The organism is Serpentinicella alkaliphila (assembly GCF_018141405.1).
Taxonomy (GTDB): domain Bacteria; phylum Bacillota; class Clostridia; order Peptostreptococcales; family Natronincolaceae; genus Serpentinicella; species Serpentinicella alkaliphila.
Window position 1 is genome coordinate 796,332 of sequence record NZ_CP058648.1, and the last position, 16,441, is coordinate 812,772.

Annotated in this window: 14 protein-coding genes and 1 pseudogene; all 15 read right to left on the bottom strand. The window is 32.3% G+C overall.

The annotated features are described in order from the left end of the window. Positions 1 to 29 precede the first annotated feature (29 nt). Entirely contained in the window at positions 30 to 1,196 is a 1,167-nt protein-coding gene (locus HZR23_RS04030) for a nucleotide sugar dehydrogenase (protein ID WP_132849368.1), read from the bottom strand. Positions 1,197 to 1,282: 86 nt separating this feature from the next. Beyond that, positions 1,283 to 2,305 (bottom strand): NAD-dependent epimerase, encoded by a 1,023-nt coding sequence (locus tag HZR23_RS04035; RefSeq protein ID WP_279229905.1) that lies wholly within the window; start codon positions 2,303 to 2,305, stop codon positions 1,283 to 1,285. 16 nt (positions 2,306 to 2,321) lie between these two features. Continuing rightward, positions 2,322 to 3,773 (bottom strand): lipopolysaccharide biosynthesis protein, encoded by a 1,452-nt coding sequence (locus HZR23_RS04040; RefSeq protein WP_132849370.1) that lies wholly within the window; start codon positions 3,771 to 3,773, stop codon positions 2,322 to 2,324. Between the two features lie 38 nt (positions 3,774 to 3,811). Next, entirely contained in the window at positions 3,812 to 4,708 is an 897-nt protein-coding gene (locus HZR23_RS04045) for an ATP-grasp fold amidoligase family protein (protein WP_243098266.1), read from the bottom strand. A gap of 15 nt (positions 4,709 to 4,723) precedes the next feature. Beyond that, the gene (locus HZR23_RS04050; protein ID WP_132849372.1) at positions 4,724 to 5,806 is read right to left on the bottom strand and encodes a glycosyltransferase; all 1,083 of its coding nucleotides are present in this window, start codon (positions 5,804 to 5,806) and stop codon (positions 4,724 to 4,726) included. 38 nt (positions 5,807 to 5,844) lie between these two features. Then, positions 5,845 to 6,957, bottom strand: coding sequence for an EpsG family protein (locus HZR23_RS04055; protein WP_132849373.1), 1,113 nt, complete (start codon positions 6,955 to 6,957; stop codon positions 5,845 to 5,847). 30 nt (positions 6,958 to 6,987) lie between these two features. Next, on the bottom strand, positions 6,988 to 7,929 hold the full coding sequence (locus HZR23_RS04060; RefSeq protein WP_132849374.1) for a glycosyltransferase: 942 nt from the start codon (positions 7,927 to 7,929) through the stop codon (positions 6,988 to 6,990). After that, complete coding sequence (locus HZR23_RS04065; protein ID WP_132849375.1) at positions 7,922 to 9,040, bottom strand: capsular polysaccharide biosynthesis protein CapF; 1,119 nt, start codon at positions 9,038 to 9,040, stop codon at positions 7,922 to 7,924. The genes HZR23_RS04060 and HZR23_RS04065 overlap by 8 nt, the downstream gene beginning before the upstream one ends. After that, complete coding sequence (locus tag HZR23_RS04070; protein ID WP_132849376.1) at positions 9,040 to 10,062, bottom strand: polysaccharide biosynthesis protein; 1,023 nt, start codon at positions 10,060 to 10,062, stop codon at positions 9,040 to 9,042. Before HZR23_RS04070 ends, HZR23_RS04065 begins: the two co-directional genes overlap by 1 nt. Before the next feature lie 2 nt (positions 10,063 to 10,064). Beyond that, positions 10,065 to 11,162 carry a glycosyltransferase family protein gene (locus HZR23_RS04075; protein WP_132849377.1) on the bottom strand — a complete coding sequence of 366 codons (1,098 nt, stop codon included), beginning with the start codon at positions 11,160 to 11,162 and terminating at the stop codon, positions 10,065 to 10,067. A 1-nt stretch (position 11,163) separates the two neighbouring features. Then, positions 11,164 to 12,378, bottom strand: a complete 1,215-nt coding sequence (locus HZR23_RS04080; RefSeq protein ID WP_213050322.1) for a glycosyltransferase family 4 protein — start codon at positions 12,376 to 12,378, stop codon at positions 11,164 to 11,166. A gap of 14 nt (positions 12,379 to 12,392) precedes the next feature. Continuing rightward, complete coding sequence (locus HZR23_RS04085) at positions 12,393 to 13,118, bottom strand: GNAT family N-acetyltransferase (RefSeq protein ID WP_165913750.1); 726 nt, start codon at positions 13,116 to 13,118, stop codon at positions 12,393 to 12,395. Then, positions 13,111 to 13,737: a sugar transferase gene (locus HZR23_RS04090; protein ID WP_132849380.1), complete on the bottom strand. Its 627-nt coding sequence runs from the start codon at positions 13,735 to 13,737 to the stop codon at positions 13,111 to 13,113. Before HZR23_RS04090 ends, HZR23_RS04085 begins: the two co-directional genes overlap by 8 nt. A gap of 12 nt (positions 13,738 to 13,749) precedes the next feature. Next, positions 13,750 to 14,964, bottom strand: coding sequence for a DegT/DnrJ/EryC1/StrS family aminotransferase (locus tag HZR23_RS04095; protein WP_207667920.1), 1,215 nt, complete (start codon positions 14,962 to 14,964; stop codon positions 13,750 to 13,752). A 534-nt stretch (positions 14,965 to 15,498) separates the two neighbouring features. After that, positions 15,499 to 16,418, bottom strand: a pseudogene (locus tag HZR23_RS16855) (IS1380 family transposase). Positions 16,419 to 16,441 lie beyond the last annotated feature (23 nt).

Consider the following 16,441-nt stretch of genomic DNA (forward strand, 5'->3'; position numbering starts at 1 on the left):
TTTGGTCACCTCCCCCACAAACTAATTTATTAATCTCTACTAAACAAATCTCTTGTGTAAACCTTGTCTACAACATCTTTAATCTCATCAGATAATCTGTTCGCTACAATAACATCAGAGATTTTCTTGAATTCATCAAAGTCTTTGATAACTCTTGAATTGTAGAACTCGTCTTCATGAAGTGCTGGTTCAAATACCACAACCTCAATACCTTTTGCTTTAATCCGCTTCATAACCCCCTGGATAGCAGACTGACGGAAATTATCAGAATCCATCTTCATAGTAAGTCTATAGATGCCTACAATCTTAGGTTGCCTTTTAATGATCATATCCGCAATATGGTCTTTTCTAGTTCTGTTGGCATCAACAATTGCCCCTATTATATTATTTGGAACGTCTTGGTAATTGGCTAATAATTGCTTTGTATCCTTAGGTAAGCAGTAACCACCATAGCCAAATGAAGGATTGTTGTAATGAGTACCTATACGTGGATCGAGTCCTACACCTTCGATAATCTGCTTAGTGTCCAGTCCTCTCACCTCTGAGTATGAGTCAAGCTCATTGAAGTATGCTACTCTAAGTGCAAGATAAGTGTTGGCAAAAAGTTTAATGGCTTCTGCCTCTGTCGGATCTGTATAAAGAATAGGAATGTCCTTCTTGATTGCGCCTTGAGCTAGCAGTTCAGCGAACACTTTAGCTCTTTCAGATTGCTCACCAACAACAATTCTAGAAGGATAAAGATTATCGTATAATGCTTTTCCTTCTCTTAGGAATTCTGGTGAGAAGATGATATTATCCGTGTCAAACTTTGCTTTTATTTCCTCAGTATATCCAACTGGCACTGTTGATTTAATAATCATTACAGCATCAGGATTAATGGCAAGTACATTAGCAATAACAGCTTCAACTGTTCTTGTGTTAAAGTAATTCTTCTCTGGATCATAGTTTGTTGGCGTAGAAATGATAATATACTCCGCATCCTTAAATGCTACAAAATTATCTGTAGTGGCTTTAAGGTTTAAACTTTTATTGGCAAGATAGTCTTCAATCTCAGCATCAATAATTGGAGACTTACGATTGTTAATCAAATCTACCTTCTCCTGGATAATATCCAGAGCGGTGACTTCATTGTGTTGTGCTAATAGAACAGCGTTTGATAATCCTACATAACCTGTTCCGGCTACTGTTATTTTCATTGACTGATTACCCCCTTGATTTATGTAAGTTCAATTAATCTAAGATCTCACAAATTCCGCTTCATCTTTGAATGTGATTATCATTATCATATAACCTGTTTCTCTACTTCATAATACTGTTCATACCACTCTACGAACTTCATTAGTCCATCCTCAATACTAGTAGACGGTTTAAAATCAATATCTCTTTCAAGATCTGACACATCTGCATAAGTTCTAAGAACATCTCCTGGCTGCATATCCATATATACTTTCTCAGCCTCTTTTCCAAGAGCTGATTCTAGCGCGTTGATAAATCTCATAAGCTTAACTGGGTTGTTGTTACCTATGTTATAGATTTTATAAGGCGCGAAGCTTGTACTTAAATCATCCTTGCTTTCATCCCAGTCTTTATTAGGAACAGGTGCTTTATCAATGAGTTTTACTATACCTTCTACAATATCATCAATGTAAGTGAAGTCTCTTTCCATCTTTCCATGATTAAAGACTTTAATAGGCTTGTCAGCTAAAATGTCCTTTGTGAATGAGAAGTAAGCCATGTCAGGTCTACCATATGGTCCATAAACTGTAAAGAATCTTAGTCCAGTTGTTGGAATACCATAAAGATGACTATAGGTATGCGCCATCAACTCATTTGACTTCTTCGTAGCTGCATACAGCGACACTGGATGATCTACATTGTGATTTGTAGAAAATGGTGCTACCTTATTACCACCATAGACAGAACTTGATGAAGCATAAAGTAGATGTTCTACAGGATAGTTCCTACAAGCCTCCAATATATTCATAAAACCAGTAAGATTTGAATCCACATAAGCATAGGGATTATCAATGGAGTAACGCACTCCTGCTTGAGCCGCTAAATTTATGACGTGAGTTGGCTGGTAAGTTTCGAATATGTTATCTACCGCTGCCTTGTCCTTTAAATCTACTTTATGAAAATTAAAGTTATTGTATTTTCCTAAAATCTCAAGCCTAGACTGCTTGAGGCTTGGATCATAATAGTCGTTCAAGTTGTCAACTCCTATTATCTGATAGGATTGATTTAGTAATTTTTTTGAAAGGTGAAACCCAATAAAGCCGGCTACACCTGTTATTAGTATTTTCATTTTAATCCTCCTCCATTTATCGATAAGTAAGAAAATTTTTTATATCAGTTTTCACTAATTTGAATCTCAAAAGCACCAAAATATAAACAATAATACATATTAGAATTGATACTAAGCTCCATGTTAAAGAGTCTGAAATTTGTATCAAATAATTACCAACAAAGAACATTATACTTGTTGATACTACGGAAGGCATTACATTGCTAAATGAATTCATTATTGGAAATTGTATGAATTTCTTCATTAAGATAAAATGAACGAGAGTACTTTGAAGTCTAATCCAAGATCTGATATAAACAAGTGTCCAAAATCCAAACTTCGAGCTAATTATACACGCAGGAATAAGTATTATCAAATGAAGTATTTGCGAAATAAATGATAGCTTGGGTTTGCCTTTAGATCTATAAACTTCACTGCAGAAGTAACTGAATACTATCACAATGGAACTAGTCAAAGCCCATGTACCAATAACATTACTTGCTTCAGCCCATTGACTTCCAAGTAGAATATTAGTAGCTAAATCACTATATAGAAATATACCAACCCCTAAAGGAAATACGATTATCGCTACAACTCTTTGAACTAAGAAAAATGTCTCATTAAATTTAGTCTTATCATCTTGCAGTCTAGATAATGTTGAAAAAAGTACTGGTACAATAGTAGCTGTAATTAATGCCATTATTGAATTTACCATTGTGGTAGAAGTTTTGTAGATTCCGAGGTAGTAATCGTTTAAAACACTCGCAATTATAAATGCATCTACCCAAGTAGTGAGCCAAATTGAAATTGATTCAACAATTGACCAAATAGTAAAAGTAAACATATTTTTTAATATATTGAAATTATAAAATAATTTTGGTTTCCACTCGGATTTGATTGTCAAAACAATAGCACTTATAAAATGCATAATTAAAGTCCCGCATATTATTGACCAATAGCTTTTACCCATTAGAGCTAATGGTATAGTTACGAATATTGGTATGATTATTGATATTACTCTTACAATAAATAGAATTCTGAAGTCAAAGTTCCTTCTAAACAAAGCCATCTGTATGCTCGAAAACGAAGTAATTGGAAGCTGGGCGCATGCTACAATTATTGCTGCCCCTATACCTGAGACTCCTAAGATTGAAGCTAATTCATTATTGAATAAAGAAATAATTCCCCATAGTAATATTGAAAGAATTATATTAGTGTAAAATGCAACATTTGAGTTTTTATATAGTTCATCTTTACTATTAAAATTATGTTGCACAAGAAATCTTTGAAAACCGGTATCAATAAAAACATCAGCAAAACTGGTTATCATTGTAATGGTTGCAATAACACCAAATATTTCTGGTGACATAATTCTAGCTAAAATCATATTGGTCAATGGGCTAACTAATTTTGCTACTATTTCTGAAGCTGTTGACCATTTAGCTGCTGTTATAGCAACTTTTGTATAATCTCCATTTGAAATTTTCATTAAGTATCCCTCATTCTGATATTTTTTAACTTTAACAATCAATAAAGACTAATATAACTGCCGAGTAAATAGTCATAAGATGAAGGAGTAAAATATTCAAAACCTGAACCTGGATAAAATGTCAGTTCTCCGAATAACACTTTTCCATTAACTTCATAAAAGTCTACTCTAACAAATTTCATACCTTTTGATAAGGTTCTTGCCAATGCTATCATTCTATCAAGATTCTCTGGTTTAGAAACCTCGTCATTACTACTTGGATAATAGCGCTCAAAAGGTAGCTTATTCCAATCAAAATCATAAAAATCAACATTTAAACCTTTTTCGCTGCCTCTATTTAAACCTAAAAATAATAGTTTGGGTTCCCCGTCAAAACACATAAATTTATAGTCAATTAGCCCGTAACTTGAATTAGATTCAATATACTCCTCACATAATATAACAGGATTAATATTCTTATATGGCCATTCCCTATGAATCCAAAAATACTCTTTTTTTAGCCATCCATCTACCATTTTCTTTAGTGAAGAATAATCAATATTTTTTTTATTTTCACAAATGAATATATCTCCAGAGGTGTGATTTGGTTTTAAAACAAATTTGTCTGGCAGAACATTGAAATCAATCTCTTCAAATTTTTTATAGACACCTAATAGTGGAATTAAATATTCACTTCCAATCCTATTCGAAATATATTCCCTAACTAAATATTTATCTACTAAGCTTGTATAAAATTCTTTTCTGTCGTTGATTTTAAGCCATTGTAGTTTTTCATTAAATGTTTGTGGATTATTAAGATTAAGCTTTGAATTCATCAGTGTTCTATATTTTAATCCAAGATAAATTTTATCCGGGACAATTCTGAGCAATTTTGAATTTAATATATATATCCATAATAACTTCGGATTTTTGATAAACTTATCAATTTTATTCACTATCCGCCCCCACCTTTACTTGTTTTCATTACTTATAACCTTTTTTATATATTCGTCCCACTCTATATAGATATTTGAAATGTTGTTTGTAGTTTTCACTTTAGTGGCTTCAGTAGCAAGTTTCGTCGAAAAATCTTTGTTTCCTAGAATCTTCCTCATCGCGCAAATAAGTTGATCAACATCATTTACAGCTATAAGTATTCCATTTACATTATTCTTTATTAAATCTGCCGAGCCACCTATAGGACAATCAGTTGATATACATGGTATTCCTAATGCCATTGCTTCCATTAGAGCATTAGACATTCCTTCGTAATTAGAAGGCAAAACAAATAACGATGCTCCAATAATTTGCTCATGCAGGTTTTTTACTCTGCCTTTAAGTGTAACAATGTTTTGAAGACTCTTATTATTTATATATTCTTGCAGTTCAGTTCTTAATGAACCATCACCATAGATGTCCAAAGAAAAATCTGGGAAATCGTCTTTTATTATTTCAAAAGCATCTATTAGCATTTTTTGATTTTTTTGTGGTTCTAACCTACCTACGCATACTATTGTATTTTTCTTTTCAATATGAAAGTTATCTATAAGGTCTATAAAAACAGGATTCGGTATTACAGTACTTCTGTTTTGTATATTTTTTGAAAAATATTTTTTTGCATCATTTGTTTGAAAAACAAACCCACTAGCTAATGGATATATAAATTTCCTTAAGAGCCTATAGTACCATTGCTCCGGATCTTGGTTTGGGTCATTCCGCTCAGAAATAATTATTGTTTTATTATGAAGTAAATTCCCTAAGAGGGCATAAATGTTAGTTGTGGTAAGAAAAGATATCAGCAAGTCGGGATTCGTATCTAAAATCGCCCTTCTCATATTTATTATCATTGAAAAAAAAGTAAATAATTTGTTTGAAGTATTAGTTTTGTAAGAAACAACGTCAATACCTTTTTGGAGTTCGTAATCAGATTGCCCTTCATCAAAAACAATAATTTTCACAACATTGCCATTTTCACTTAGTTTATTTGCTAGATTGACCAGAACTCTTTCAGCACCCCCTCCACATAAACCATATATCATAAGAGTTATATTCATTGTTCTTACTACCTTCCTTTCTCTTAGTTATCCTATTATTACCATTTAAAAAACGTACTGTAAGGTACATGCCCTTGCCCTGAGAGCATTAGCGAGTTAACAAAAACATATAACCCGATTCCGATAATTAGCACTTTTAACATTATGCTATGAGATCTATTTTTTGCAATCATCGATAATAGAAGTACTTCACATACCATAGCATACAAACCTATTCTCCCAACATAAGTAACTGCATAACCAACCATAGTCAACGAAGTTCCTATCAATGTTAGAAAAATGAAAAATCTAATCAATTCCTTATCGTTTGATTTACTAATATTGACTTTTAGTACATAAATGCTATACAAAATGACAATTAATCTTATTATAAAAAAGAATCCAATCTGTATATTTTCTAAAGTGAAATTTTGAAAGTAATAATGATATTTAGCTTCAAATTCACTGAGTAACCCTATTTGCAATGATATATAATAAGTAATGACCGAAAAAATAAATGTTGAAAAAACATAGATTATTTTCTTTTTTAATACTGTCTTTTTTACAACAATATCATATAGTGGTACAAAAGTAAGACTTATGATTGCTGAAAAATGAATCGATGTTGCTAGTATGACAGTGAAAATATACTTGTTTCTACAATTATTTATCAAATAATTTAATCCATAAAGTACTAAAGCTACAGCTATCCATTGCCTCATAATATTGAATGACTCAAAATAATAAATTGTATAATATAAAAAAACAGATATCGAAAAATTTATATATGTTCTGAAATTCCAAAGCGCAAGTATAACTAAAGAATTTATTAAGAATGAAATAATTAGAATAACAATATGAGGATCATTAAAAATATTGACTAAACTTTTTATTAATAATTGGAATCCAAAATCGTAATAATTATAGAATAACTCACCAGAATAATTTAGTTTCGCACTTTCGATTGCTCTAATATAAACCCATGTATCATTACCAACGGTACTATCTCTTAATCCCGAAAGTGCACTTAACAATACAATTACTAACAAGAGGAAGATTCGTTTCGACCTTCTACCCTTTATATGCATAGCTAAATACGAGTTAATCAATACCATACTAAGCATAAAAACGTATAAAAGTGTTGTCAATGGAAACTCAGTTATATAGCTCAAAATATGCCCTCCTCTACGTTCTCATTTAATTCAATTTGGATTAATAAATTTATAAATGTTCTTGTTAAATTTAAATAGTACTACCTTTAATTTGTTTTTTAATGTCCTTGGTTTTCTATTTAGAAAGTTAACATCATACGACTCTGTTTTATCATATAAATTTCCAATATTTATTGCATGCAAATAAAGCATCGATAAATAGTCATAAAAATAAACTCTGAATTCATAATCATCTACATCGCGAGCAATTCCCTCCAAATAATGACATGTCTTTATTATATGTAAACCATTTCTTGACTTATCTTTCTTCATCGTAATTGATTCATTTCGTATCACATAATTATAAAAGAATTCATTGATAACTCTCACAGATTTTGCCTTCAAAAACACTCTAGGTGTCCATTGCTCATCTTCGTGAAGTAGGCCTTCCTCAAAGAATAATGAATTATCAATTAGGAAGTCTTTTTTATATAAGTTCAGCCAAACTGCCATTTTCATGTTTTTATTTTTCAGCTCAAGTTTAAAATATTCTAGTCCTTGATATTCTTTGTCAAAAAAATTCTTAGAGGGTGACATCAAATCGACGTCAGTATCAACTATTTTTTTTGCACCAAACGTAATAATGTCATACTGCTTTTCATTAATTAGATTTATAAGTTTTTCACAAGTATCTAGATCAATGTAATCGTCAGAATCAACAAACAGTATATACTGACCTTCTGATGCTTTGATTCCTTCATTTCTAGCGTCAGATAGTCCTCCGTTTTCTTTATGAATTACTCGAATTCTTGAATCCTGTTTTGCATATGAGTCACACATTTTAGGACAGTCATCAGGACTACCATCATCAACTAATATTATTTCAATATCTCTATTTGTTTGATTAATTAAGCTGATAACACATCTATCTAATAAGTCTTGCACTTTATAAATTGGAACCACAATAGATATTCTTGGAATATGACTATTCATAATTTACCTCCAAATAATAAGTATCTGGTTTTTCAGGGTCAAATGGCTCATTGGCCCACATAATTGTTACCATATCTGAATCTCCAAGATTCTCAATGTTGTGGGTATAACCTGTTGGTATATCAACGACTTCCATTTTGTCACCACTTACGAAGTACTCCAGCACTACATCTGAATCTATTTTTCTAAATCGAATAACGCCCTTACCGCTAACTACTAAAAACTTCTCATTTTTAGTATGGTGCCAATGATTCCCTTTTGTAATTCCAGGTTTTGAAATATTAACTGAAACCTGGCCACGATCAGGTGTTTTTATGAACTCTGTAAAAGATCCTCTCTGATCCACATTCATCTTTAAGTCATAACTAAACTTGTCTTCAGGCAAATAGCTTAAGTATGTACTGTAGAGCTTCTTGACAAATGCATCCGACATGTTTGGAACTGACCTATCTTCTCTGCACTTCTTGAATGAATTAATCAAATCTACTATTTCACCAAGAGTAATAGTATGTATCACAGCCACTTCACAGAATAAATCTACTTTGTTTTCTTTTCCTTCTAACGCATTAATTAGTTCGTTAATCACATCATCTATATATATAAGATTCATTACTACGCTTGGATTGTTCACGTTAATAGGTAAGTCATGAGCAACATTATAACAGAAAGTAGCTACGGCACTGTTATAATTAGGTCTGCACCATTTACCGAACACATTAGGAAATCTATAAACAAGAACTTTGGCGCCTGTTTCTTCACCATAAGAAAGCAGAAGGTCTTCCCCTGCCTTCTTACTTTCACCATAAGGATTGTTCAACTCAGCTTGAATGGACGATGAAATCATCACTGGGCAGGTGTTATTATGTTTCTTAAGAGAACCTAATAGATCGGAGGTGAAACCAAAGTTACCTTCCATAAACTCAGATTGTTCTTTTGGTCGATTTACCCCTGCAAGATGAAAAACAAAGTCAGCTTCTTTACAGAACTCATCAAGTAAAGAAGGATCTGTATCTCTGTCATGCTCGAAAATGACATCGTACTTCTTATTTCTCAGTTCCGCTATTAAGTTTTTACCTATAAATCCTTTTGCCCCAGTGACTAAAATCCTCATTATCTAGCCTCCCAGTTACGTAATTCTTCTCTGATCTCCTCCAAAGACAGTAAACGTTCTTTTATCTCATCAACAGATAGAATTTTTGTGTTATTTGAGTTATATTCATCTGTCAGAGTAATCTTTGGTGAACCTTGTTCTAAATATTTCTCATAATTCAAATCTCTATTATCAGCTGGAACTCTGTAAAAATTAACCTTGTCAATAGCTTTAGCTGCCTCTTCTTTAGTCAATAACACTTCGTACATTTTCTCACCATGACGAGTGCCAATTACTTTTATTTCATTATCAACCTTAAACAAGTCTTTAAGTGCTTGAGCTAAATCTCCAATATAGCATGATGGAGATTTTTGAACCATAATATCACCAGTTTCAGCATTTTCAAAAGCATAAAGAACCAAATCTACAGCATCCTCTAAACTCATGATGAATCTTGTCATTTTAGGATCAGTAACAGTTATTGGTTGTCCAGCTTTAATTTGTTCAATAAACAACGGGATAACTGATCCTCTTGAAGCCATAACATTACCATATCTTGTGCCACAGATTAAGGTTCTATCGGGCGATATTGTTCTAGACTTTGCAATAAAGGTCTTCTCCATTAACGCTTTAGAAATTCCCATTGCATTTACTGGATAAGCAGCTTTATCGGTTGATAAACAAATTACCTTCCTTACACCCCCATCTATAGCAGCTGTTAATACATTGTCTGTTCCAATAACGTTAGTTTTAACAGCTTCAATTGGGAAAAATTCGCATGAAGGAACTTGTTTTAATGCTGCTGCATGAAAAATATAATCTACATTGTGCATAGCATTTCTTAAACTAGATACATCTCTAACATCTCCAATATAATATTTTATTTTATCATTCTGATAATATCTTCTCATATCATCCTGCTTTTTTTCATCTCTTGAAAATATTCTAATTTCTTTAATGTCTGTATGTAAAAATTTTTCTAAAACTACATTCCCAAAAGAGCCTGTTCCACCTGTTATTAATAATGTTTTATTGTTAAACATAACTATACCTTCTCTCTACTTAATAGTTCATGAAGAACATCTATTCCACTATTGTATTCTTCAGTTATTCTAGCTATTTTTTCATCACACTTCATATTGAAATCATTCCAATCAAGTCTTTTGTAATATTCGAAAATTGCATCTGTAAAGCCGTTTTCTAATGGATCTAGCATAATACCAATTCCATTAGATTCTACTTCTTGACCCATAAATGAGTCCTTGTTACACAACTGCGGAATATAAAAAGTTAGGCCGTCGTAGTATTTATTTCCCATTGCATACGTTGTTTTGGTGTCATTTTCGTATATATTGTGAAGTAAATCTGTTTCTGAAGCAAAGTTAACTCTTTCAATGGGTTTGTACTCACCATGAAAATAAATATTTGCTATTTCTTTTTCTTCTACATATCGTCTTAGTAATTGACCTGATTCTTGTTCTCTACCATGATAATGTAATTCAAATCTACAGTCATTTCCCAATTGGTCAATTATTTGTTTGTTTATCTCAACATGTCTTATGAATCCCCAAAATCGTATTCTAATTGGGTCATTCTCTCTAGGAGATTTTCTTCGAACATTTCTTTCATCATTAGAATGTAAGAGTAGATTATGGGAAATGTATATTTTGTCAGAATCAGGTAGATTTTTCACATACCCTTTAGAGCTAACAAAAGTCATTTTCGAATTGTTGACAAGTTGATGAATAATTTTCTTATAGAAGTTAATATTTTCATAAGTAAAATCTCTATAATCTAATATATATCTACCTTTAAATTTTCTTTTCAGAATATCTGATAATAATACTCCAGGCGTTGAATGTAGTACTATAATAAGATCAAAATCATGATTCTTTATTACTTTTTTAGCGTATTTTCTAAATTTTATAAAATATGGAATTTTTTTTATCATTCGCTCGCTATCTAGCATGCTTTCTTTAAAGCAATAAAATTTATCTACTGCTGGTAACTCTAAATCCGGCTTTGAATCTCTATCCCAGTAAAGTAAACTAGTATCGCAATTTGATTTTTGAAGTTGATTAATGTAGAAGTTCATATAAGGCATGTAAGCTATTTTCGTAAAACCAATAATAAGTACTTTCATTCTAATTCTCCTCAATCATTTGATGAAAGATATCTATAAATTTCTTAGTATTAACACTTCTTGAGTAATACTTTTCACCAAATTCATGTCCATTTTGAGCGAACGAATCACGTTTATCTTTATCTTCATATAAGCGAATTATTGCTTCAAACACACCATCAGAATCATTATTAGAAACTGAAATTCCAATTTCATTTTCATTAAAAATCTTATAATAATCTGAATTTTCATCAACTGAGTTCACAATAGCTCGATTACATGCCATCAAAAGCCCCGCTTTACTTGGAACAGAGTTTCCTATAATACCTCTTTTCAAAGGAATCAAACAAATAGAGCATGCACTGTACACATCAGAAACCATATGTTGTGGTTCAAGTGGAAAGAATACTATATTACTTAATCCTCTTTCTTTTGCCTCTTTGATGAAGCTTTCTTTATGACTACCTTGCCCAATCATATGAAATTCAATATTGTTGTAACTTTTTAATTTTTCTGCAACATTAAGTACCATTTTATAGTCAAAAACATAACCCATAGTTCCAGCGTATTGAACATAGAATTTTTTTCTACTTAGATCGTATTTATTGACGAATCTGTTTTCTGACCAAGCAACTTCATGAACCGATCTGTCATCAAACCAATTGACAATCTGGTAAATTTTCGCTTCTTTGACTCCTTGCTCAATAACTTTTCTTTTCATATCTTCAGAAATAACCGTTAAAACGTCACTAAAATTATAGGCTATCTTTTGAAGATTGTAAAAAAAACTAGCAATAAGTTTGTTCGTTAGGACACCACTATTTACCGCACTACCTGGCCACATATCTTGAACGCTATAAAGGATTGGATATTTCGTGAATAGTTTTAATAATAATATTGAAAACATAACTGTAGGGCATGATTGCACGAAAACCGCGTCAATATCCTTGACCTTTCTCCACTTTTTAAAAGCTCTGAAGTGATAAGTTACTTCTTCTATGTACCTCTTTATAAACGAACTCTTTTTTATTACTTTCCTGTCTAATGTAATTGCTTCAAAATTCGACTTGCCTATTAAATTATCTGGAATATCTCCATTAATTTTCTGCCTTCGACTCTGTATTAAAGTAATATGAAATTCATTTTCTAAGAGATCTTCTATTAAGGTTCCAACTAAATGATTAGAGGGACCTGGCGTATCAAATCCTTCAGTACATATGAATAGAATTTTCTTCATTGCATTCGCTCCCACTATCTTCTCCACAAATGATACATACTCCCATAGCTCACATACTTAAATCCTATAGCACTATAAAACTGAGCTGCTAATATGTTATTCACCTGTGTTCCAACTTTGATTTTTTTAATTCTTCTATCTATAACAAATGATTCCATAGTATGAATCAATGACTTTCCAACTTTTTGTCCTTGATACTTCTCGTCAACAGCAATGAGCTCAATTACACTGCTATCTTCATTAAAAGAAAAAAGTATATAACCCGCTACATTTCCATCTCTCTCTGATATTACAAAGTACTTGTTCTCTTGACCAAAAGCGCACTCAGTCCAGTGAAGATAGATGTTATCAGCTTGTTTTTGAGGAAGCCTTGGATCATTAAAGAACCTAGAGTAATTAAATGACTTCTTCGCTATATCAACAATCTGCTCATTCCTTGATAAGCTATTCACCACATAGGTTTTCTCATCTTGATAGTTTGGCTTATCTTCAAAGATTTTTATGAACTGAATGTTCATATCAGCCAGAAAAGCATTTGTTCTATTGCCTATCCAGTGGTTATTCTCTTTTATGTTGTCAAGATTAGAGATGGTAACAAAGTCATAGTCTTTGCAAAACTCTATTATATCTTCTTGACCTCTCTCATCTACAATGCCACTTAGATTAACTCTAGCAGAGCTTACGCCAAAGTAATCTGTATCCCATTGTAGTGGTCTCAACTCATAATTTTTACTAGACATTAGCTTTCTCACCATTCTTGTCATCTGATTTTTGTTCTATAAAAACATCTTCTCTTTTAAGAACCAATATTACCGTTTTAAAGAATACCTTGATATCCATCAACATCGTCAAATGATCAATATAATAAATATCATTCTTGATTCTTTCTTTCCAAGGAATTGTATTTCTAAAGTATGCTTGGTTAAAACCCGTTACACCTGGTCTTATCTCAAGTTTTCTAGATTCATTTCCTTCATATAGCTCCATATGCTCTGGTAAATCTGGTCTAGGACCGATAATACTCATATCCCCTTTAAGGATGTTAAGAAACTGAGGCGTTTCGTCAATACTTGTCTTTCTAATGAACTTACCTATCTTTGTAAGCCTTGGATCGTCCTCTGCATTAAATGTGGAACCATCTTCATTTCTAATATCAGGAGCATTCATTTTCATAGATCTAAATTTATACATTTTAAATATCTTTCCATCTTTGCCTAAGCGAGGTGCATTATAAAAAATTGACCCTTTGTCCTGAAAGTATATAATAGGACCAATAACCGCTAATAATATAAGCCAAAATGGTAACGCTATAATTGCTAATACTAAATCAAAGATTCTCTTAAAAAAATTGCGATACACACCTTCACCCCACTACTTAGTTTCATTTAATATATCTCTCAAACTCTCCACAACATACTCAATATCTTCATCAGTCAATAAAGTATGAAGCGGTAGTGTAATCTCATTCTTATACATGTCAAACGCATTCGGATAATCTTCCATTTTAAACCCTAAGTCTTTGTAGGCTGTATGCATTGGGAGTGGCTTGTAGTGAACATTAGTCGCTATTCCTTTTTCAGCCATCTTTATAATCACTTCATTCCTAAACGCTTCATCTTTTCCATTAAGTCTTAGCAAGTACAGATGACCGCAAGACTTATTATTCTCATCGTAATGAGTCATTGAAGTTACATCTAATCCCTTTAATAATTCATCATATTTCTCTATAATTTCTTTTCTTCTATCAAGTATTCCAGGATATCTTCTAAGCTGTGCCAGACCAAGAGATGCCATGATATCTGTCATATTACATTTATAGTAAGGAGCCACTATGTCATACTCCCATGCTCCAAGCTTAGTCTTTGCTAATGCATCCTTGGATTGTCCATGAATTGAAAGAAGCATATACTGTTTATAAATCTCTTCATTATCAATGCCATCTATATCTTTCCATGTAACAGCTCCACCTTCAGCAGTTGTAAGGTTCTTAACTGCATGAAAAGAGAAAGATGTAAAGTCAGCAACCTCACCACTCATCTTCCCTTTATAAGTAGCTCCTATTGAATGAGCTGCATCAGCCAAAACAATAACTCTCCCAAACGCCCTTTGAAGATCATTTGAGGGATTAAATAGATGTTTCTTGCTTTCTACAACGTCAAAAATTTTATCGTAATCACACATTACACCTGCTATGTCTACAGGTATGATCGCTTTTGTTTTCTCTGTAATGGCATCACCAATCCCATAATAATCAATATGGAAAGAGTACTTTCCTGAGTCTACAAGAACGACTTTTGCTCCAACATGAGTGATAACACTAGCAGATGCAGAATAAGTGTAAGCGCAGGTAATGACTTCATCTCCTGGTCCAATATCAAGAAGTCTCAAAGTCATCTCCATGGCAGCTGTCGCTGAATTGAGAGCAACTGCTTTTGATGTATTGCAATACTCAGCAATTAGCTTTTCGAATAATTTGGTTTTAGGCCCTGTTGTAATCCAACCAGACTTTAATGTATCAAGTACTTCATTGATCTCTTCATCTGAAATATCTGGTGGTGAAAATGGAATGCTTCTCAATTCAGTCATCTTATTCGCCCTCTCTTAAATAGTTTTTTTGTGTTTTTCATCTATATAATGTATAGGTGCTTATGTGTACAGCACCTTAATTGCCTAATTTATGTAATTTGGTTGACCTTTTCAAATGTACATTTTTGCTTTTCTGTTGGAACTATTGATTTCACTGGGATAAGGCTTCTTTATCCTTTCACCATACTCACCTCGAAAACCCAGCTATCATTTATTGGAAATTATGCAGGATATAGCAGAAGCATTTTTCCCCTCTGCAACATCTTGTGTTTTACATTTTTCTCTCATCCTTACCTTATACTCATCTTCAATATTAGTTTGTGGAAAGGATAAATACTATATATTGCATAAAATTGTGTATTATTATATATCATTATGCTACATCTTGTGGTTTTGGTCCTTTCACCATACTCACGTCGAATCGAATTGTTAATAAGAAGAAATTGATTAAAAAGATTGCCATCTTCATAATCATCCACGTCATAACCATTCTCAAATAGGTAACTCTCAAACAATCTCTGTACTGTCATCCGATTAGCAGCACATACTCTTTTCTACTTTTACTACAACTCGTCTAGGATAATTCCAGCTAGCTGCTTTATTTAAAAATTCATCATATACTACAGCATAATCAAGTTTATTTTGAGCTGTAATTTCGTCTAATAAAGTAGTAGCATATCGAGATAGTTTATAGAGATTCTGATTTGCCTTTAGTCGAATTGCATACGACACCGAGTTAGTTTCAATTGCCTGAATAATTCAGGCACAGCAAAGCCGCTATCACCTCGTATATACAAGCTATTATCGGAATAATTAATTTCATATTCATCTAGTAAAGGCTGCATAAAATCAACAACACCATTGGATGTGTATACTGTACCATCTCGCAGTTGAGCTTTTAGAAGATCTCCAGTTAAACCGTCATAACAAAGTAATAGATGATAGCCATTGGCACTATAATGGAAGTTAAATCCTTTACCTTATTGGACTCCAAAGGTGTTGAGTAATGTAGAATCAAGGTCAAAGAGTACCTTTTCTGGCTTCTTGATCATATAAGCTATTTTTCTTAATTCCTTAGAAATTTCATTAAATTGAGTTAGAGTATCTGAGTCCATACGGTTAAAAAAACGTGACAAAGTAGGCTGTGAATCAAGACACTCTTTATCTAAAATGCTTTTGAATACCGGTTCATTAGATAATTCATCTGCGTCATTATCATTAAAATAACCTGCTAAGATTTGATAAATCATTTAATTAAGGTTTTCATCATCCTTATGAAAACGTGTAGCTTTATCTTTTGTTTTGAACATATTTTTAATTAGCTCATGAAACCCAAGTTTATGAGCAAATTCTTTAATTAAAAGTAGCCCAGAATCAGAGGATAAATCTCCACCATCAAAATTTATTTTGATTTTTCTATTGCTTTCTAATCTAAGTGTACTTAAACTAGACATAAAGGGTTCCTCCTCTGTTATTA